Source organism: Micromonospora sp. NPDC049662, from assembly GCF_040675055.1.
In the GTDB taxonomy this organism is placed as follows: Bacteria; Actinomycetota; Actinomycetes; order Mycobacteriales; family Micromonosporaceae; genus Micromonospora.
Genome location: NZ_JBFAOC010000030.1, coordinates 54,730 through 72,820, shown reverse-complemented (window position 1 = coordinate 72,820; position 18,091 = coordinate 54,730). Strand labels below are relative to the sequence as shown.

The 18,091-nt window shown below is 70.0% G+C and carries 18 protein-coding genes; 10 read left to right on the top strand and 8 right to left on the bottom strand.

Annotated features, from left to right (window positions below; all coding sequences use genetic code 11):
• Positions 1-64 precede the first annotated feature (64 nt).
• Entirely contained in the window at positions 65-439 is a 375-nt protein-coding gene (locus AB0J36_RS21965; RefSeq protein WP_357123104.1) for a hypothetical protein, read from the top strand.
• 68 nt (positions 440-507) lie between these two features.
• Here the strand turns inward: AB0J36_RS21965 and AB0J36_RS21960 are convergent, their stop codons facing one another.
• From AB0J36_RS21960 to AB0J36_RS21945, 4 genes are all read right to left on the bottom strand, one after another.
• Positions 508-1,470 (bottom strand): sporulation protein, encoded by a 963-nt coding sequence (locus AB0J36_RS21960; RefSeq protein ID WP_363661056.1) that lies wholly within the window; start codon positions 1,468-1,470, stop codon positions 508-510.
• Between the two features lie 188 nt (positions 1,471-1,658).
• Positions 1,659-2,813: a HEAT repeat domain-containing protein gene (locus AB0J36_RS21955; protein ID WP_363661055.1), complete on the bottom strand. Its 1,155-nt coding sequence runs from the start codon at positions 2,811-2,813 to the stop codon at positions 1,659-1,661.
• A 125-nt stretch (positions 2,814-2,938) separates the two neighbouring features.
• Complete coding sequence (locus AB0J36_RS21950) at positions 2,939-3,160, bottom strand: DUF397 domain-containing protein (protein WP_363661054.1); 222 nt, start codon at positions 3,158-3,160, stop codon at positions 2,939-2,941.
• Positions 3,157-4,026: a helix-turn-helix transcriptional regulator gene (locus AB0J36_RS21945; protein WP_363661053.1), complete on the bottom strand. Its 870-nt coding sequence runs from the start codon at positions 4,024-4,026 to the stop codon at positions 3,157-3,159. The genes AB0J36_RS21950 and AB0J36_RS21945 overlap by 4 nt, the downstream gene beginning before the upstream one ends.
• 335 nt (positions 4,027-4,361) lie before the next feature.
• Between AB0J36_RS21945 and AB0J36_RS21940 the strand changes: the two genes are divergently transcribed.
• Together AB0J36_RS21940 and AB0J36_RS21935 are read left to right on the top strand one after the other, a co-directional pair.
• Positions 4,362-4,610: a DivIVA domain-containing protein gene (locus tag AB0J36_RS21940; protein ID WP_357123089.1), complete on the top strand. Its 249-nt coding sequence runs from the start codon at positions 4,362-4,364 to the stop codon at positions 4,608-4,610.
• A gap of 83 nt (positions 4,611-4,693) precedes the next feature.
• The gene (locus tag AB0J36_RS21935) at positions 4,694-4,930 is read left to right on the top strand and encodes a hypothetical protein (RefSeq protein WP_357171585.1); all 237 of its coding nucleotides are present in this window, start codon (positions 4,694-4,696) and stop codon (positions 4,928-4,930) included.
• Here the strand turns inward: AB0J36_RS21935 and AB0J36_RS21930 are convergent.
• From AB0J36_RS21930 to AB0J36_RS21920, 3 genes are all read right to left on the bottom strand, one after another.
• Positions 4,927-5,772: a hypothetical protein gene (locus AB0J36_RS21930; RefSeq protein WP_357171341.1), complete on the bottom strand. Its 846-nt coding sequence runs from the start codon at positions 5,770-5,772 to the stop codon at positions 4,927-4,929. The two genes, AB0J36_RS21935 and AB0J36_RS21930, sit on opposite strands and share 4 nt — an antisense overlap.
• Before the next feature lie 99 nt (positions 5,773-5,871).
• Positions 5,872-6,648, bottom strand: a complete 777-nt coding sequence (locus tag AB0J36_RS21925; protein ID WP_363661052.1) for a DeoR/GlpR family DNA-binding transcription regulator — start codon at positions 6,646-6,648, stop codon at positions 5,872-5,874.
• Positions 6,649-6,685: 37 nt separating this feature from the next.
• Positions 6,686-8,674: a beta-galactosidase gene (locus AB0J36_RS21920; protein ID WP_363661051.1), complete on the bottom strand. Its 1,989-nt coding sequence runs from the start codon at positions 8,672-8,674 to the stop codon at positions 6,686-6,688.
• A 282-nt stretch (positions 8,675-8,956) separates the two neighbouring features.
• On the opposite strand from AB0J36_RS21920, the gene AB0J36_RS21915 reads away from it, so the two are divergent.
• The 7 genes from AB0J36_RS21915 to AB0J36_RS21885 all read left to right on the top strand — a co-directional run bounded on the left by AB0J36_RS21915 (position 8,957) and on the right by AB0J36_RS21885 (position 16,392).
• The gene (locus tag AB0J36_RS21915; RefSeq protein ID WP_357123080.1) at positions 8,957-10,285 is read left to right on the top strand and encodes an ABC transporter substrate-binding protein; all 1,329 of its coding nucleotides are present in this window, start codon (positions 8,957-8,959) and stop codon (positions 10,283-10,285) included.
• A gap of 21 nt (positions 10,286-10,306) precedes the next feature.
• Positions 10,307-11,263: a sugar ABC transporter permease gene (locus AB0J36_RS21910; protein ID WP_357123077.1), complete on the top strand. Its 957-nt coding sequence runs from the start codon at positions 10,307-10,309 to the stop codon at positions 11,261-11,263.
• Positions 11,260-12,141: a carbohydrate ABC transporter permease gene (locus AB0J36_RS21905; RefSeq protein WP_357123074.1), complete on the top strand. Its 882-nt coding sequence runs from the start codon at positions 11,260-11,262 to the stop codon at positions 12,139-12,141. The genes AB0J36_RS21910 and AB0J36_RS21905 overlap by 4 nt, the downstream gene beginning before the upstream one ends.
• Positions 12,138-14,273: an alpha-galactosidase gene (locus tag AB0J36_RS21900; protein WP_357123071.1), complete on the top strand. Its 2,136-nt coding sequence runs from the start codon at positions 12,138-12,140 to the stop codon at positions 14,271-14,273. The genes AB0J36_RS21905 and AB0J36_RS21900 overlap by 4 nt, the downstream gene beginning before the upstream one ends.
• 95 nt (positions 14,274-14,368) lie before the next feature.
• Complete coding sequence (locus tag AB0J36_RS21895) at positions 14,369-14,770, top strand: YciI family protein (RefSeq protein WP_357123068.1); 402 nt, start codon at positions 14,369-14,371, stop codon at positions 14,768-14,770.
• A 3-nt stretch (positions 14,771-14,773) separates the two neighbouring features.
• Positions 14,774-16,060 carry a sigma-70 family RNA polymerase sigma factor gene (locus AB0J36_RS21890; RefSeq protein ID WP_357123398.1) on the top strand — a complete coding sequence of 429 codons (1,287 nt, stop codon included), beginning with the start codon at positions 14,774-14,776 and terminating at the stop codon, positions 16,058-16,060.
• 8 nt (positions 16,061-16,068) lie between these two features.
• Positions 16,069-16,392, top strand: coding sequence for a multidrug efflux SMR transporter (locus tag AB0J36_RS21885; RefSeq protein ID WP_357123065.1), 324 nt, complete (start codon positions 16,069-16,071; stop codon positions 16,390-16,392).
• A 79-nt stretch (positions 16,393-16,471) separates the two neighbouring features.
• On the opposite strand, the gene AB0J36_RS21880 is transcribed toward AB0J36_RS21885, so the two are convergent.
• Positions 16,472-17,836, bottom strand: a complete 1,365-nt coding sequence (locus AB0J36_RS21880; RefSeq protein ID WP_357393402.1) for a cellulase family glycosylhydrolase — start codon at positions 17,834-17,836, stop codon at positions 16,472-16,474.
• Between the last annotated feature and the right edge of the window lie 255 nt (positions 17,837-18,091).

Here is an 18,091-nt window from a genome sequence, read left to right as displayed (position 1 = left end):
GCCGAAACGCGGTAGCGGGGCGAGGGTAGGCAGGTACGACTCATCGCATCCTGAGGAGGACCAGATGAGCACGCAGGCTGCTTCCACCAGGCCGATGAACCGGCCCATGAACGACCCGCAGAACCCCGCCATGATGCGGGACACGCAGCAGATGCCGGCAATGCGTGACGGGCACCGAGACCCGATGCCGTCGCCGGGTACGGAGACCAAGCAGGCGTTCCTGACGACGGAATTCTGGGTCTACGCCGCCGCCGTCGCGCTCCTCGTGATCGCCGCGTTCTGGAAGGGCAGCACCGCCAACGGGTTGAACATCAACAACCCGAGCCAGACGTGGCTGTTCCTGAGCATCCTGACCGGTGGTTACCTGGTCAGCCGGGGCCTGTCGAAGGCCGGCTCCGAGCGCCGGTCCGGCCGGGAGCGGAGCATGCGCGGGCGCTGACCCGTCGTACGTGAAACGGTGGCCTCCGGGAGAGTTCTCCCGGAGGCCACCGTCGTCCGCGGAACGCGTTACTCGTCGCCGCCGAAGTCGCCGAAGTCGCCCTCGAAGGCGTCCTCGATCATCTCACCGGCGATCATGCCGCCGGCGACGCCGAGCGCCGCGCCGGCGACCACGCCGCCCACACCCATGCCGCCCCGGCCGTGACCATGGCCGTGACCCGGACCGTAGCCGTGGCCGTACTGGGAGCGCAGGCTCCCGTAGCGGGACGTGGTCTCGCGCAGCCAGCCGTCGACGACCTGCGCCCAGTCGACCCGGTCGACGTCGGCGTGGGACACCTGGTAGCGGCCGAACGCGTCGTGCCCGGCGCTGAGGAAGCCGCCGCGCTTGTCGCACTCCAGGATCACCTCGACACCACGCTGACTGGTCACGAAGGTCAGCTCGACCTCGTTGATCGTGCCCGCGTACTGCGGCGAGGCGAAGAACTCGATCTCCTGGTAGAACGGCAGCGTCTGCTGCACGCCCCGGATGTGGCCGCGCTCCAGGTCAGCGGTCTTGAACCGGAAACCCAGCCGCTGGAACGCCTCCAGGATCCGCTCGTGCACCGGCAACGGGTGCACCGCAACGTGATCCAGGTCGGTCTTGTCGACCGCGCGGGCCACCGACAACTCGGTCCGCAGGCCCATCGTCATGCCGTGCAGGCGCTGGCCGTACACGTCGGTGATCGGGGTCTCCCACGGCACCGGGAGCTGGAACGGGATCGACAGCTCCTGCTTGGGCGCGAGCTGGAACGCCCCGCTGACGGCCATCCGGTGGAACTCCATGGTGCCGGCGTACTCCGTGTCGTGGCCCTCGACCTCGACCCGGGTGACCAGGCCGATCACCACCTGCTCGATGGCCGCCGGGTTGTCACCACCGACGATTCTGACCTCCCCGTCGAGGGTCAGGCCGGGCCGGGTGTTGGGGTTGGCCAGCACAGTGTCCACGCTGGGACCACCCACACCGAACGCGCTCAACATCTTCTTGAAGACCATCGGAACTCCTGTGCGACAGCCGACCGCTCCACCATGGAGTCGGACGTTGACTCACCGCGCACCCTATCCAGACCCCCTGTGAGGTGGCTGTGAGCGCATCGACCGCTTGCGCGTGATCGACCCCGACATCGCCGAAGTCGGGCTATCGACCCGACCCGGACACCCCGTTATCGGCGATGTGGAGTTGATCAGCGCTCCGCCGCGGCTCGGGCCGGGGTCAGGTCCGCGATCGCCAGCTCGGCCGCGCGCTCGGGATCGTCGCCGGCCCGCCGGAGCAACCCGTCGACACACCAGTACGCCGAGCGGTCGGCACCATCGGCGATGTCGAGCTGAAGGTCGAGGTCGCACCGCTCGCCCGCGACGGTGACCGCCCAGTCGGGCCGACGCGAGTGCACGGCGAGCAGTAGCCGCCAGGCCAGGTCGTTGCGCCGGTCGCGTCGCTGCGGATCGCACTCACGCAGGGCCTCGGCGACGTGGTCGGCGTCCGGGTCGAAGCCGGCCAGCAGTGGCAACAGTGACGGGTCGCCGAGGTAGGCGGCAGCCTTGATGGTGAAGTTGTGGACCTCGTCCTGGGCGAGCAGCTCGCGTACCAGTGGAAGTGCCCGTGCGTCCCGCCGCCGGGCCAGTCCGCGGGCGCCTTCCGCGCGTACCTCCGGGTCGACGTCGCGCGTGCGGTCCCACAGTGCCCGCCGGACGGCGTTACCGTCCGCGGTGCTCAGCCAGCCGAGCCCGAAGGTGGCCCACTCCCGCACCCTCGCGTCGGGGTCGGCGCAGAGGTCGATCAACACCGCCTCGCCGGCCTCGGCCGGCGGGTCGTCGAGCACCATCGGCACTGCGGCGGCGACCTGGAACCGTACGTCGCTGTCGGGACTGTGCGCGAGGCTGACCAGGGTCGGCAGCGCGCGGGGGTCGCAGGTCGCACCCAACGCGCGCGCGATCGACCAGTGCACCTCGGGATCGGCCTCGGTGGCGGCCAGCGTGATCAGGGCCGTCGCGGCGTCCGCGCGCAGATCATCCCCGTGCACGGCGCTCGCGAAGCCGAGCAGGTCGCACGCCGCCGCGCGCACCACGCGATCCGGATCGGCGAGCCGGCCAACGGCCACCCGCACGGCAGCCCCACCTGAGCCGCTCCACCCTGGCCCCGCCCGCCCCGCATCGTCGATCATGGAGTTGTGGTGGGGGACCAAACGCCGGTTCGTCACCGAATCGGGCACCACAAGTCCATGATCGACGACCAACTGCCGGAGCAGGTCCGACCCGTCGTCGGATTCGCCGTCCTCGACGGTGCGCCGCAGCCTCTGCACCGCCTGGTCGAACAGGTCCGCCACCTCGCGCGCTTCCACGGCCACGATGGTGCCCGCCGGCCACCGGATGCCGCCACCGACTTCCGACCGGGACACCCCGACATCGGCGATGTGGGGGTATCAACCCGACCGGGACACCCCGACATCGGCGATGTCGGGGTCGATCACCGACCGGTGCGCGGGAAAGTGCCGTCCTTGACCCCGTTGACGAAGGCGGTCCAGCCGCTGACGGGGTAGACGAGGGTCGCCGCCGTGCGGTCCTTGCTGTCGCGCACCGCCACCCGCCCGGAGCCATCGAGAACAGGCCCCGCCTCGACGCAGCTCCCGCCGTTACTGTTGCTCCGCGTGCTGATGTGCCAGGCCACGGCCGGTAGGGCTTCGTTCATGGCAGTTCCTCCGTGATCTTCGCGATCAGCTCGGCCGCCTCGCGCTGATCGAGCGCGACATCCTGAAGGCGATGGTACGCAAGCGCGTAGCGTCTCGACTTCGGAGATTCCATGAATCGGCGCCCACCCAGAGTCTCGGCGTAGGCCACCTCGGGATAGGGCTTGGGCATTCCGAAGAGGACGAATGAGCCGTCGAGCCCGGCGTGTAGGCCGACCCGTGATGGCAGCACGCGGACGTCGATGTTCTGCCGCCGCATCAGCTCGACGAGGTGTTGTAGTTGGCCGCGCATCACGGCAGGGCTACCGACCGGTCGGCGAAGAACGCTTTCGTCGATGACGGCCGCCACCTGGAGGGCGGGATCGCGCCTGAGCACACGCTGACGGTCGACTCTCAATTGCAGCCACTTGCGCACTGAGAAATCCGATGCCTGCTCCCCCTCGGCGTTACGGATCACCGCTTCCGCGTAGGCCGCCGTCTGCATGAGCCCCGGCATGAGAAAGGCGTCCCACGAGCAGATGCGCTCCGCTCTGCTCTCCAACCAGGGAAAGTCGATGAATGAGGCGTCGACCAACTCGTCGTAGTCGTCGTCCCAACGGTCGGTCCGCCAGGCATCCTCGGCTAGTTGGAGGAAGCGGTTGCGCTCGCGCCCGTCGTGCTCGCCGTAGAGATCGAGAAGCGTTTCGACGACTCCCCGTCGAAACGGCCACTCGGCGCGTTCCCAGCGGGCGATGGACGAGAAGTCTCGTTCCAGGAACTCGGCCGCCTGCTTCAGAGTGATGCCGCGTTGCTCCCGCAACTGTCGCATCTGCTGGCCGAGCCACTGGGCACGCAATGTCTGGACGAACGATTCACGCCTGGCGGGCATGGGTCCCCTCTCTTGACGTCCCTCATGACGAATTTCGTTGGTGTCGTTGCACCAAGACCGAGGCCACTGGAAACGTGACCTGCGGGTGAGGGTGATCGCCGGCCCCCGGGGAAGCCCGGTGCAAACACGGCAACCGCGGCTGTGCCAACAGCCGAGAAGGTGACGAGAGACGGCCTCGCGAGTGGCAGTCGCATACCGGCTCTCGTCGGGTCTCAACTAGAGCGTCGGGATGACGTGATCCCGGCTCCGAACCGACTTGCACGAATACCTACCACGAAGAAGGACGCTCCCGCGACCCCGACGCGTCCATGGACCGACGACAGCAGAGGTGACCGATGACCAGAGGCTCGCTCTACGACGGTGGCCGGCTGCATCCGCGGCACGTGCGCGACCATCAGTTCGCCACCGTGGGCTTCGGCCGGCGAGGGCTCGACCCTCGGGAGGTACGTCGGTTCCTGCACCGCGTCGCGCTCGACCTGACCGCGCTGCACCACGATCTGGCGCTGCTCAGCGAGGAGAACGCGCGGGTCAAGCGGGCGCTGCGGGCCCGGCAGGGCGCCTGGCCCGAGGGGCGGCAGTGGTGATCCCACCGGACCGGATCTTCGTACCGCTCCCTCGGGACGCCGTGCTGGCGTTCACCGAGGCGGCCGAACCGCCGCCCGGCCACGTGATCCACCTGCCGGTGGCGGTCGCCGAACTGGCCGAGGCGCTGGAGTTGGCCCGGAGGCTCGCTCGGTCGCTGGCCTCGATTCCGCAGGTCGACGTCGCCGGGACCACGGTGTCGGCCGAGGACGCTCAAGACGTACGACACTGGGTCTTCTGTGACCGGATCCTGCCGGATCGCCGCCGCTGTGCGCGGCGGGCCGATCACCACGGGTCCTGCCTACCTACCGACGATCCCTAGGGTGTCGGTCGGGCTCGGGACCGCTGCACCTCACGGTCCTGGGCGGCGTTGTCCAGGACCGTGACCACCACGTGGTCGGGCAGATCGATCAGGGGACGCAGGTCACCGTCGAGCACCGTACCGACCACGAGCCGCCGCAGACCGGACGCGGCGGCGAGGGGCGACGCCGACGCGATCGCGCCGAGACGCAGGGTGTGCAGGTTCGGAAGACCAGCCACCGGATCGAGCCGCAGCGGCTCGACCGGCGCCGACCTCGCGTTGGGTCGGACCACAACCTCCTGCAGTTCGACCAGGCGGGCCAACGGCTCCAGGGAATCCACGGCGGCATCGACCACTTCGAGCTGCCGTAGCTGGTGCGCTTCTTCGACACCGTGCAGGGACAGGGCAGCCTTGCGCCCTTCGATCCTCAGGTACACCAGCTCGGACTTGGCCCCGAGCAGGGTCAGGTCCGAGCCGGCGTACCGGTCGATCGTCAGGTGTTGCAGGGCCGACAGCGCGCCGATCGTCTCCAGGCCCGGCCGCTCCGACAGCACGAGCGTGTCCAGCTTCGGCGTCAGATCAAGCCGGGCCGCCTTCTTGGACCGCGTCAGCAACGACAGACCGAGAAGATCCTCCAGTTCGAATACCAGCGTGTCATCACGTAACGGACCCTCGATCGCGACCCGGCGCAGATTGGGCAGGTCGCGCAGGAAACTCAGGTCGAGCGTCCGACCGGTATCACTGTCGAAGGCGAGGAAGACGGCATCGCAACCACCCTCGACGTACCGGCGGGTGTCACCCTCTCGCCAGACGCTGTCCGAGAGCAGATATTCGCCGGGATTCACCGTCTGACTGCCGAGCATGGTGCCGGCTCCTCCGCCCGTTGGCCCGACAGTTGACGATCAGGACTGGACGCCCACCCCACCGCACGGCCCCGCGCCAACCTGGTGAACACACTCGCGCTAGCCGGGCTCCACGACGACGAGTTCGCCGACCTGCTCGCCGATGGTGGTGCGCGCCTCCGCGGGCAGGCCAGGATCGGTGATCAGGACGTCGGCTGCCTCCAGCGGGGCGATGGTGGCGATGCCGATCGTCTCCCACTTGGTGTGGTCGGCGAGCACCACCAGCCGGCGGGCGGCCCCGATGAGGCACCGGTTGACGCCGGCCTCCAGCAGGTTCGGGGTGGTGAAGCCGGTGCGCGGGCTGAGGCCGTGCACCCCCAGGAAGAGCAGGTCGACGTTGAGCGCGCTGATCGCCGCCTCGGCGACCGGGCCGGTCAGCGCGTCGGACGGGGTACGGATGCCGCCGGTCAGGACGACGGTCTGGTCGGCGCGCGGGTTCTGGTAGAGCGCGTCGGCCACCGGGATCGAGTTGGTCACCACGGTCAGCCCGCGCACGTCGGACAGCAGGGTGGCCAGCGCGGCGGTGGTCGTACCGGCGGACAGCGCGATGGCCATCCCCGGCTCCACCATCGTGGCCGCCCGCTCGGCGATGGCCCGCTTCTCCGCCTGCTGGCGGATGGACTTCGCGGCGAAGCCGGGCTCGTCGGCCGAGCCGGGCCCGGCGAGCGTCGCACCACCGTGGACCTTGTCCACCAGACCGCGCTCGGCCAGCACCTCCAGGTCGCGCCGGATCGTCATGTCGGACACGCCGAACCGGCTGACCAGGTGGCTCACCCGCACCCCACCGCGCTGGCGGATCAGGTCGAGGATGGCGCTCTGCCGCTGCTGGGCCAGCATCTGGGGAACCTCCTTCGCACCGCGGCCGTCGACCACACTACGACCGGTCCTCACGGACCACGGCCACCTCGCCGGCCGGCACGGTCAGCTCACCCGCACACCGCGTGCCGGTCAACAGCTCGACACCGGTCGCCGAGATCCGTACGTCCGACGACGTGTGGTTGATCGCGAACAGCCAGGTCCGCTCGCCGTCGCGGCGTCGTACCACCTCCACGCCGGTCGGCGCCTGCGCCGCCGGACGGACGCCGGCCTCGTCGAGCAGCCGGGCGACCAGCCGGTCGGTGGCCGGCTCGTCGAGCCGGGCGCCGACGTACCACGCGACGCCCGCGCCGACCGGCCGCCGCGTGAGCGCCGGCACGCCCGGCAGGGGCCCATCGGTGTACGACGCCAGCACCTCGGCGTCGTCGGCGTGCAGCCACTCGGTCCACACGTCGGCAGCGCCGCCGTCGTCGAGTTCGACGCGCTCGTCCTCGCGCAGGGGGAAGAACTCCTCGGTGTGGACGCCGAGCAGGTCGCGGAACGCGCCGGGGTAACCGCCGAGACGGATGTGGTCGTTCTCGTCGACGATGCCGCTGAAGTAGGTGACCGCAACCGTGCCGCCGGCCTCGGCGAATCGGCGCAGCGCCTCGACGTCGGCGTCCCGGACGAGGTAGAGGGTGGGCGCCAGGACCAGTCGGTAACCGCTGAGGTCGCTCGACGGGTGGACGATGTCGGCGGTCACGCCGGCCCGCCAGAGCGCGCCGTACAACGCGTTGAGGCGGTCGGCGTACGTGACGTCGACGCTCGGGTGGGAGTCCAACTCGACCGCCCACCACGCTTCGAAGTCGAACAGGATCGCCACCTCGGCGTCGACCCGGCTGCCGCGTACCTCGGCGAGGGCCTTGAGGTCCGCGCCGAGCTGGCAGACCTCGCGGAACACCTTGGTGTCCGGGCCGGCGTGCGGCACCAGCGCGGAGTGGAACTTCTCGGCGCCGGCCCGGGACGCACGCCACTGGAAGAACAGCACCCCGTCGGCGCCTCGGGCGACGTGGGCCAGGCTGTTGCGGCGAAGCTGGCCGGGGAGCTTCGCGACGTTGCGCGGCTGCCAGTTGACCGCGCTGGTGGAGTGCTCCATCAGCAGCCAGGGCTCGCCACCGGCGACGCCCCGGGTGTGGTCGGCGGCGAGCGCCAACCCGAGGTGGGCCCGGGGGTCGGCGGCGTTCAGGTAGTGGTCGTTGGAGACGAGGTCCACGTCGCCGGCCCAGGAGTGGTAGTCCATGTGCTTGGCCATGCCGATCATGAAATTGGTGGTGACCGGTTGGCGGACCAGCGTCCTGAGCGTCTCGCGTTCGGCGCGGAGTTGGGCGCGCTGCTCGTCGGAGGAGAAGCGCAGGAAGTCGAGCTGCTGCGTCGGATTGGCGAACGTCGGCGCGGTGCGCGGCGGATTGATCTCGGCCCAGTCGCCGTAGCGCTGGCTCCAGAACGCGGTGCCCCACGCGTCGTTGAGCCGGTCCAGGTCGCCGTAGCGCTCGCGCAGCCACCCCCGGAACGCCTCGGCGCTGACGTCGCAGTAGCAATGCACGTTGTGGCAGCCCAGCTCGTTGGAGACGTGCCACATGACGACGGCGGGGTGCTCGGCGTACCGGCCGGCGACCGCGCGCACCAGCTCCAGGGAGCGCTCGCGGAACACCGGGGAGCTGGGGCAGTACGCCTGTCGTCCGCCCGGCCAGAGGATCGCGCCGTCGGCCCGTCGGGGCAGCGTCTCCGGGTGCGCGCGGGACAGCCAGGGCGGTGGACTGGCGGTGGCGGTGGCCAGGTCGACCTGGATGCCGCCGTCGTGCAGCAGGTCGAGCACCCGGTCCAGCCAGCCGAACTCGAACCGTCCGGGGTGGGGTTCCAGGCGTGCCCAGGAGAAGATGCCGACGGAGACCAGGTTGACCCCGGCCCGTCGCATCAGCTCGACGTCCTCCGACCAGGTCTGCTCGGGCCACTGCTCGGGGTTGTAGTCGCCGCCGAAGTAGATGCCCTCGCCCTGCCATCGCCGCATGACAGGTGAGGGTGCACCCGCCATCCACCGAAGTCAACAGGTTCCAACATCGACTTCTTTTCCAACGTTTACCTCGTAACAGCCGGATCACGACTGGGTTATCAGAGGCGAAAGTACCTCTTGACAGCGGCCTATGGAGAGGTAGCTTGAGGCCCCAACTGGCCGATCGTGTTCACCAATGTGGATTCTCGGTGGATCACGATGCGTCTTTGCCAGGCTGCACCGCTCCTCACCACACCCGACCCGTTGGACGTAGCACCTCTTCATCCGCAGGAGGCACCGATGTCCCGTCCCCGATCGCAAGCCGAATACCTGGCCCGGCTCGTACCGCCCTCCGTGGCCGGCATCAACCGACGGTCACTGCTGGCCGGTGCGGCCGGCACGGGCGCGCTGCTCAGCACCGGTCTGCTCGCCGGCTGCGGCGACGACTCCGGCTCCGGCGGGTCCAGTAAGGACGTCTCACTCGGCTCCAACCAGTCCGACCCGAAGCCCAAGGACGTCCTCGCCAAGATCACCGACGGGTTCAAGACCTCGTCCGGCGTCCAGGTCGCGACCAACACGGTCGACCACAACACGTTCCAGGAGAACATCAACAACTACCTGCAGGGCAAGCCGGACGACGTCTTCACCTGGTTCGCCGGCTACCGGATGCGCTTCTTCGCCGCCAAGGGCCTGGCCAGCGACATCAGCGACGTGTGGGGCAAGATCTCCGGCTACTCCGACGCGTTCAAGAAGGCGTCCACCGGGGACGACGGCAAGCAGTACTTCGTGCCGGGGACGTACTACCCGTGGGCGGTCTTCTACCGCAAGTCGGTCTGGCAGCAGCACGGCTACCAGGTGCCCACCACGCTGGACCAGTTCACCGCGCTCGGCGCGCAGATGAAGAAGGACGGCCTCACCCCGATCGCCTTCGCCGACAAGGACGGCTGGCCGGCGATGGGCACCTTCGACATCCTCAACCTGCGCATCAACGGCTACCAGTTCCACGTCGACCTGATGGCCGGCAAGGAGGCCTGGACCTCCGACAAGGTCAAGAAGGTCTTCGACACCTGGGCCGGTCTGCTCCCCCTGCACCAGCCGGACAGCCTCGGCCGCACCTGGCAGGAGGCCGCGCAGTCGTTGCAGCAGAAGAAGAGCGGCATGTACCTGCTGGGCCTCTTCGTCGGTCAGCAGTTCAGCAACGACGAGCAGGACGACCTCGACTTCTTCACCTTCCCGGAGATCGACCCGGCCATCGGCGCGAAGGCGCTGGACGCCCCGATCGACGGCTACATGATGGCCCGCAAGCCCAAGAACGAGGACAACGCCCGCAAGCTGCTCGAGTACTTCGGTGGCAAGGCCGCTGCGGACATCAACCTCAAGAACGACCCGGCCGTCCTCGTCGCCAACAGCGGCGCGGACGTCGGCGGCTACACGGCGCTGCAGAAGAAGGCCGCGGAGCTGGTCGGGTCGGCCACCGAGATCGCCCAGTTCCTCGACCGGGACACCCGGCCGGACTTCGCCTCCACGGTGATGATCCCGGCGATCCAGCAGTTCATCAAGAACCCGAAGGACATCGACGGGCTGACGTCGTCCATCGAGAACCAGAAGAAGTCGATCTTCACTGACTGACGGCGGAAGGGGAAGGACATCGTGTCCGACCTACCCCTGATCCAAGCGGATCGCGCCGTGCCGCCGCCGCCGGCGACCACCTCCACGGGTGGTCGTCGCCGGCGGCTACGGCTCCTGTCCCCCACCGACCGCGTGGTCATCACGCTGATGGTGCTCGTCCCACTGCTGCTCGTCACCGCGCTCGTCTGGCTGCCGGCCCTGGCGACCGTGGTGCTGTCCGGCACCGACTGGGACGGCATCGGTCCACTCAACGAGATCGAGTTCGTCGGCGGGCGCAACTACAGCGACGTGGTGAACATCTACCCGCCGTTCGTGCCAGCGGTCCAGCACAACCTGCTGTGGCTGGCCGTGCTGTTCGTGGTCGCCACGCCGTTCGGCATGTTCCTGGCGGTGCTGCTCGACAAGGAGCTGCGCGGCAGCCGCTTCTACCAGACGGCGCTGTACCTGCCGGTGGTGCTCTCGCTGGCGCTGATCGGCTTCGTCTGGCAGCTGCTCTACTCCCGTGACCAGGGTCTGATCAACGCGGTCCTCGGCACCGGCACCGACTGGTACGGCGACTCGAACGTCAACATCTGGGCGGTCATGGTCGCCTCCGGTTGGCGACACGTCGGCTACATCATGCTGCTCTACCTGGCCGGGCTGAAGGGCGTCGACCCGTCGCTGCGCGAGGCCGCCGCGGTCGACGGCGCGTCCGAGGTCCGGACGTTCTTCCGGGTCGTCTTCCCGGTCATGCGACCGATCAACATCATCGTGCTGGTGGTGACCGTGATCGAGTCGCTGCGGGCGTTCGACCTGGTCTGGGTCGTCAACAAGGGCCGCAACGGCCTGGAGTTGATCTCCGCGCTGGTCACCCAGAACGTGGTGGGTGAGGCGAGCCGGATCGGCTTCGGCTCGGCGCTGGCGACGATCATGCTGGTCGTCTCGCTGGTCTTCATCACCATCTACCTGGCGACCGTGATGAGGGAGAACCGGAAATGAGCGTCGACACCCCGATCCGCCGACGCCGGCTGACCCCGCTGCGGATGCTGCTGCACGGCTTCCTCATCGCCGTGGCGCTGATCTGGCTCTTCCCGATCGCCTGGGCGGTCCTCACATCGTTCCGCTCGTACCAGTACACCGCCGCCCACGGTTACGTCTCGTTCGGCGGCTGGACCATCGACAACTACGTCACGGCCTGGGATCAGGCGGAGTTCGGCAAGCACTTCCTCAACTCGGTCTACATCACGGTGCCGGCGGTGCTGCTGACGCTCCTCCTCGCCTCCTGCGTGGCGTTCGTCATCGCCCGGTTCAGCTGGAAGATCAACCTCCTCCTGCTCGGGGTGTTCACCGCCGCCAACCTGCTACCCCAACAGGCGCTGCTCATCCCGCTGTTCCGACTGTTCACCGAGGTGCCGTTGCCGGAGTTCATGAGCGACTCCGAGCTGCTCTACGACAGCTACTGGGGCCTGATCCTGATCAACGTCGCCTTCCAGTGCGGGTTCTGCGTCTTCGTGCTCAGCAACTACATGAAGGCGCTCCCCCACGACCTGTACGAGGCGGCGATGGTCGACGGCGCGAGTGTCTGGCGGCAGTACTGGCAGATCACCATGCCGCTGTGCCGGCCGGCCCTGGCCGCACTGGCCACCCTGGAGGTGACCTGGATCTACAACGAGTTCTTCTGGGCCACCGTCCTCATGCGTACCGGTGACAAGTTCCCGGTGACCAGCTCACTCAACAACCTGCGCGGCCAGTTCTTCACCGACAACAACCTGGTCTCGGCGGGCAGCGTGCTCGTCGCGATCCCCACCCTCGTGATCTTCTTTATGCTCCAGCGGCACTTCGTCCGGGGCCTGACCTTGGGAGCCTCCAAAGGATGACGATCCTGCACCTGCGCCGCGGGCGGACCAGCCTGGTGCTCGACGCGCGCGGCCCGGGGCTGCCCCGCGTGGCGCACTGGGGTGGCGACGTCGGCGACCTGGACGACGACGGCCTGCGCCACCTCGTGGACGCGACCGTGCCACCGGTGGTGCCGAGCAGCTTCGACGAGCCACCCGTGCTGTCGCTGCTGCCGGAGGCGAGCGCCGGGTGGAGCGGCCGACCGGGGTTGGCCGGGCACCGCGACGGGCGGGACTGGTCCACCGCGTTCCGGCTCGACGGTCTCGCCGTCGACGATCCGGCCGACGCCCCGGCCCGGGTCACCGTACGGGCGTCCGACGCGGCCGCCGGGCTGTCCCTGACCATCGAGATCACGCTCGACCCGTACGGCCTGCTGACCATCCGGCACCGGCTCCGCAACGACGGCGACGGCACGTACGAGGTGCGGGAGCTGACCCCGGTGCTCCCGGTGCCGGCGGTCGCCACCGAACTGCTCGACCTGACCGGCCGCTGGTGCCGCGAACGCTCCCCGCAGCGGCACCCGTGGCAGCACGGCGCGTGGGTCCGCGAGGGGCGGCACGGTCGCACCGGACACGACGCCACCCTGCTGCTGGTGGCCGGCACCGCCGGGTTCGACTTCGGCCACGGCGAGATCTGGGCGGTGCACACCGCGTGGAGCGGCGACCACCTCACCGTCGCCGAACGCCGGCCCACCGGCGACTCCACCCTCGGAGGCGGGGAACTGCTGGCCCCCGGCGAGATCCGACTCGCCCCCGGCGAGGCGTACGAGACTCCACTGCTCTACGCCGTCTGGTCCGACGAGGGGCTGGACGGACTCAGCGACGTACTCCACTCGCACGTGCGGGCGCGGCCCGGACACCCGCGATCCCCGCGCCCGGTCACCCTCAACGTCTGGGAGGCGGTCTACTTCGACCACGACCTGGACCGGCTGCGGGCCCTCGCCGACCGCGCCGCGCAGATCGGCGTGGAACGGTTCGTGCTCGACGACGGCTGGTTCCGCGGCCGGCGCGACGACACGGCCGGGCTGGGCGACTGGTACGTCGACGAGGACATCTGGCCCGACGGCCTGCAACCGCTCATCGACCACGTGACCGGCCACGGCCTTCAGTTCGGCCTGTGGGTGGAGCCGGAGATGGTCAACCCCGACTCGGACCTGTTCCGCGCGCACGCCGACTGGCTGCTAACCCTGCCGGGACGACTGCCGCCCGCCTGGCGCCGGCAGCAGGTGCTCGACCTGGGCCGCCCCGAGGCGTACGACTACGTGCTGGAACGCCTCGACGCGCTGCTCACCGAGCATCCCGGGATCAGCTACCTCAAGTGGGACCACAACCGGGACCTCACCGAGGCGGGGCACCACGGCCGGCCCGGGGTGCACGGGCAGACCCTCGCGGTCTACCGCCTCCTCGACGAGCTGCGCCGACGCCACCCCGGCGTGGAGATCGAAAGCTGCTCCTCCGGGGGCGCCCGGGTGGACCTGGCCATCCTGGCCCGCACCGACCGGGTCTGGGCCAGCGACTGCAACGACGCCCTGGAACGGCTCGGCATCCAGCGCTGGACCGGGCTGCTGCTGCCACCGGAGCTCGTCGGCACGCACATCGGGCCGCAGCGTTCGCACACCACCCACCGCGTACACGACCTGGGTTTCCGGGCGGCCACGGCGCTGTTCGGTCACCACGGCATCGAGTGGGACATCGCCTCGATCAGCGCCGCCGAACAGGCCGAGCTGACCGACTGGGTGGCACTGCACAAGCGGCTGCGCCCGCTGCTGCACTCCGGGCGGGTGGTCCGGGTCGACCACCCGGACCCGGCCGTCTGGGCGCACGGCGTGGTCGAGAAGGACAAGACCCGAGCGGTGTACGCGGTGGCCCGGCTCGCCACCTCGGTGGCGCAGACCCCGGGCGCGGTACGGCTGCCCGGTCTCGACCCGGCGCGGCGTTACCGGGTGCGCCCGGTCCCGGACGTGCCACCTCCGGCGACGATCGACCTGTCCGGGCCGCCCTGGCTGGCGTCCGGCGTCACGCTCAGCGGAGCGGCGCTGGCCCGGGTGGGCGTGCAGCTACCCGCGCTGCACCCCGAACAGAGCCTGCTGTTCGAGGTCGACGAGGTCGGCTAGAAATTTCTTTGTCCGGGGTGTCGAGAACGGTGTCGTCGGCTTCTACCTCAGGGTGAGAGCACCGACCACGGTGCGCGGGCGTGAGGAGCGAGACGATGAAGTACATGCTGTTGATGCAGTTCAGCGCCACCGGGACCGACTTCCCCGGCATCGACACCTGGACGCAGGACGAGGTCCGGGCGCACGTCGCGTTCATGGGTGAGGTCAACGAGAAGCTGGCTGCCGATGGCGAGTGGGTCGACGCGCAGGGCCTCGGCGGCCCGCAGCAGGCGCGGATCGTACGTGCCGGCGAGGGCGGCGCGCCGGTCGTGACCGAGGGGCCGTTCGCCGAGACGAAGGAGTTCCTCGCGGGCTTCTGGATCGTCGACGTCGACAGCCCGCAGCGGGCGGTGGGGCTGGCCGCGCACATCTCCACCGCGCCCGGCCCCGGCGGTCGGCCGCTGAACATGCCGATCGAGGTGCACCCGGTGATGTCCGCTCCGTCGCAGGAGCTGTGAGCGCTGACCACCGACCTTCGCATCGAGGACCTGCTGCGCGAACTGGCGCCGCAGGTCCTCGGCGTGCTCACCCGCCGGTTCGGTGACTTCGCCACCGCCGAGGACGCCGTCCAGGAGGCGCTGCTCGCCGCCGCCAGCCAGTGGCCGGCCGACGGGCTGCCGACGAACCCCCGGGGCTGGCTGATCCAGGTCGGCTACCGCCGGATGATCGAGCTGATCCGCGGCGAGCAGGCCCGGCGTCGCCGTGAGGACCTGGTCACCCGTCAGGACCCGGACGACCGGCGGTACGCGCCGGCCCCGGACGAGGAGCTGACCGCCGAGCGGGACGACACCCTGGTCCTGCTCTTCCTCTGCTGCCACCCGGCCCTCGCCGCGGCGTCGGCCGTCGCGTTGACCCTGCGCGCGGTCGGCGGTCTGAGCACCGCCGAGATAGCCCGCGCGTTCCTGGTGCCCGAGGCGACCATGGCGCAGCGGATCAGCCGGGCAAAGCAGCGGATCCGCGCGTCCGGGCTGCCGTTCCGGATGCCCGAGGAGGCGGAGCGGGCCGATCGGCTGGCCGCCGTCCGACAGGTGCTCTACCTGATCTTCACCGAGGGGCACACCAGTACCGCCGGCCCGGACCTGCGCCGGGTCGACCTCGCGGCCGAGGCGATCCGGCTGACCCGGGCGCTGCAGGTACGCCTGCCCGACGACAGTGAGACCGCCGGGCTGCTCGCGTTGCTGCTGCTCACCGAGGCGCGCAGCCCGGCACGAACCGGGCCCTCCGGAGAGCTGATCCCACTGGCCGAGCAGGATCGCAGCCGCTGGGACGCGGCGGCCATCGCCGAAGGCGTCGCACTGGTCACGGCGGCGCTGCCGCGCGGCCCGGTCGGCCCCTACCAGGTGCAGGCCGCCATCGCCGCCCTGCACGACGAGGCTCCCGGCACCGACGCGACCGACTGGCCCCAGATCCTGGCGCTGTACGACGTGCTGGATCGGTTGGCCGGCACCCCGGTGGTGGCGCTCAACCGGGCCGTCGCGACCGCCATGGTGCACGGGCCCGCTGCCGGCCTCCGCGCTCTCGACGCGCTGACCGACGATCCCCGGCTGGCCGGACACCACCGGCTGCCCGCCGCCCGCGCGCACCTGCACGAGATGGCCGGCGACCGGGAACGGGCCATCGCGGACTACCGGGATGCCGCCGCCCGCACGAGCAGCCTCCCCGAACAGCGCTACCTCACTATGCGCGCCGCCCGCCTGGCCGATGCCGGGGTGGAACACTCGATGGCTCGACCGGGAACCGAGGACTGAGGGGCCGTATGGCGTACGTGCTGCTGGGAATCGCGATCCTCGCCGAGGTGGTGGCGACCAGCCTGATCAAGAGCACCGCCGGGTTCACCCGGGTCTGGCCGACACTGGGCTGCCTCGCCGGGTACGCGCTGGCGTTCCTCCTGCTCGCCCAGGCCGTCAAGGAGATACCGGTCGGTGTCGCGTACGCCCTCTGGTCGGGCCTGGGCACTGCGGCCATCGTGGCGATCGGCGCGGTGTTCCTGGGCGAGTCGGTCGGGCCGGTCAAGCTCGTGGGCATCGCGCTGATCATCGCGGGTGTGGTCATCGTGAACCTCACCGGCGAGCAGCACTGACCGCTCTCGGTCACCCGAACGACGCGATGGCCGGGCCCGGTGCGGGCCCGGCCACCTGGCGTCGGTCGCCGCCGGTCGCTCAGCTGGCGGTGCAGCTCACCTGTGGTGTGGGGTTGGCGCCGCTCCAGCCGCCGAGGAAGCCGAAGGTAGCGCTGGCGCCGGCGGCCAGTCGGCCGTTGTAGTCCGCGTTCCGCGCGGTCACCGTGGAACCGCTGCTGGTCACCGTTGCGTTCCAGGACTGCGTGACGCTCTGACCGTTGGCTAGTGTCCACCGTGCTGTCCATCCGGTGATCGCCGACGCGCCGGCGGTCACCCGCACCTCACCCTGGAAGCCGCCCTGCCACTGGTTGGTGATGGTGTACGTCGCCGCGCAGCCACCGGCGGGCGGGGGCGTGGTCGTCGGAGGGGGCGTGGTCGGCGGGGGCGTGGTCGGCGGGGGCGTGGTGGGTGGCGGGGGGCCGCCGAAGACGGTGGCCTCGCGGGAGGTCTGCCGGATGCCGTTGACGCCGTTGAAGACCCGCTGCCCCCAGGTGGTCAGGCTGGCCGGGTTGAAGGCGGTGGCCATGTCGAGATACTCGACGCCACCCCCGTTGCCGCTCCACGACCAGCCGAGCCAGCCGATCCCGTTGGCCTGGCTGTACGCGAGGATGGTGTCCTCGTCCGGGTCGCCGTCGGAGTGGTTGAAGCCGAACTCACCGACCACGATGGGCAGCCCCGCCGCACGGAAGCGGCCCAGATAGTCGGTGATCTCGGCAGCGGTGTCGAAGACGCCGTACATGTGGATGGAGAAGAGCGTGTTGCGGGCCGGGTCGGCGGCGAAGACCGACGCGGCGTTGTCGCGCATCGTGAACGACCAGTCCTGACCCCAGTTCGGGGCGTCCACCATGATGGTGTGGGTCAGGCCCCCGGCCCGCAGCCGCTTGATCGCGTTGGCGCTGTCGGCGGCCCACGAGGCGTAGTTCTGGTTGCCGTACGGCTCGTTGCCGATGTTGACGAGAACGTACCGCTCCTGGCCGACCAGCACGTCCTTCAGGCTGAGCCAGTAGTCGACGGCACGGTCCAGGGTGATCGCGCCACTCTGCTCGCCGTACCCGGTCGTGTCGTGGACCTCCAGCACGCAGATCAGCCGGTTGGTCCTGCACAGCGAGATGACGTTGGCGACGTCGGCGTTGGTGTTCCGGGTCCAGCGGTCGCCGCTGGCGAGCACCACCCGCACGGTGTTCGCGCCGAGCGCCTTGACGTCGGCGAACGAGTTGGTCTGCTGCGGGTACCAGGTGTGCGCGTGGTTGACGCCGCGCATGACGAATTCGGCGCCGTTGGCGTCGTACAGCTTGCCGCCCGCGACGGAGAAGCCGGCCGCGGCGTGCGCCGGTTGACCGAACGCCAGCACGGCGAGCAGCAGCGCGAGCAGGGCGGCGCCGACGGCGGAGAGTCGAGTCTTCATGGCCTTCCTCAGGGAGGACCCCCGATGCCCGGCGAGGGTGGGGTACGACAGGGGAAGGCGGCTGCAGCCCGACAGCCGCCGCCCGACTCCCGGCGGCGCGCATCAGCCTAGGGCGATGGATCAGCCCTCGCAACCGGTTCAGTAGAACGCTCGAAGGGGCGGACGGCCGTGACGGCCCGCGCGGACGCGGGGGGGGACGGGGGGGGGGTGCCCACCCCCACCAATTATCGCCCCCCCACGGGGTTAAAAGGGGAG

What these genes read in the sequence shown, in the direction of transcription:
- AB0J36_RS21920 (WP_363661051.1), bottom strand. Translation starts at nt 8,674, where the DNA reads ATGCGGCGATGGCAGGGCGAGGGCATCTACTTCGGCGGCGACTACAAC.
- AB0J36_RS21925 (WP_363661052.1), bottom strand. Translation starts at nt 6,648, where the DNA reads ATGCTGGCCCAGCAGCGGCAGAGCGCCATCCTCGACCTGATCCGCCAG.
- AB0J36_RS21915 (WP_357123080.1), top strand. Translation starts at nt 8,957, where the DNA reads ATGTCCCGTCCCCGATCGCAAGCCGAATACCTGGCCCGGCTCGTACCG.
- AB0J36_RS21945 (WP_363661053.1), bottom strand. Translation starts at nt 4,026, where the DNA reads ATGCCCGCCAGGCGTGAATCGTTCGTCCAGACATTGCGTGCCCAGTGG.
- AB0J36_RS21895 (WP_357123068.1), top strand. Translation starts at nt 14,369, where the DNA reads ATGAAGTACATGCTGTTGATGCAGTTCAGCGCCACCGGGACCGACTTC.
- AB0J36_RS21950 (WP_363661054.1), bottom strand. Translation starts at nt 3,160, where the DNA reads ATGAACGAAGCCCTACCGGCCGTGGCCTGGCACATCAGCACGCGGAGC.
- AB0J36_RS21900 (WP_357123071.1), top strand. Translation starts at nt 12,138, where the DNA reads ATGACGATCCTGCACCTGCGCCGCGGGCGGACCAGCCTGGTGCTCGAC.
- AB0J36_RS21885 (WP_357123065.1), top strand. Translation starts at nt 16,069, where the DNA reads ATGGCGTACGTGCTGCTGGGAATCGCGATCCTCGCCGAGGTGGTGGCG.
- AB0J36_RS21880 (WP_357393402.1), bottom strand. Translation starts at nt 17,836, where the DNA reads ATGAAGACTCGACTCTCCGCCGTCGGCGCCGCCCTGCTCGCGCTGCTG.
- AB0J36_RS21960 (WP_363661056.1), bottom strand. Translation starts at nt 1,470, where the DNA reads ATGGTCTTCAAGAAGATGTTGAGCGCGTTCGGTGTGGGTGGTCCCAGC.
- AB0J36_RS21930 (WP_357171341.1), bottom strand. Translation starts at nt 5,772, where the DNA reads ATGCTCGGCAGTCAGACGGTGAATCCCGGCGAATATCTGCTCTCGGAC.
- AB0J36_RS21965 (WP_357123104.1), top strand. Translation starts at nt 65, where the DNA reads ATGAGCACGCAGGCTGCTTCCACCAGGCCGATGAACCGGCCCATGAAC.
- AB0J36_RS21940 (WP_357123089.1), top strand. Translation starts at nt 4,362, where the DNA reads ATGACCAGAGGCTCGCTCTACGACGGTGGCCGGCTGCATCCGCGGCAC.
- AB0J36_RS21905 (WP_357123074.1), top strand. Translation starts at nt 11,260, where the DNA reads ATGAGCGTCGACACCCCGATCCGCCGACGCCGGCTGACCCCGCTGCGG.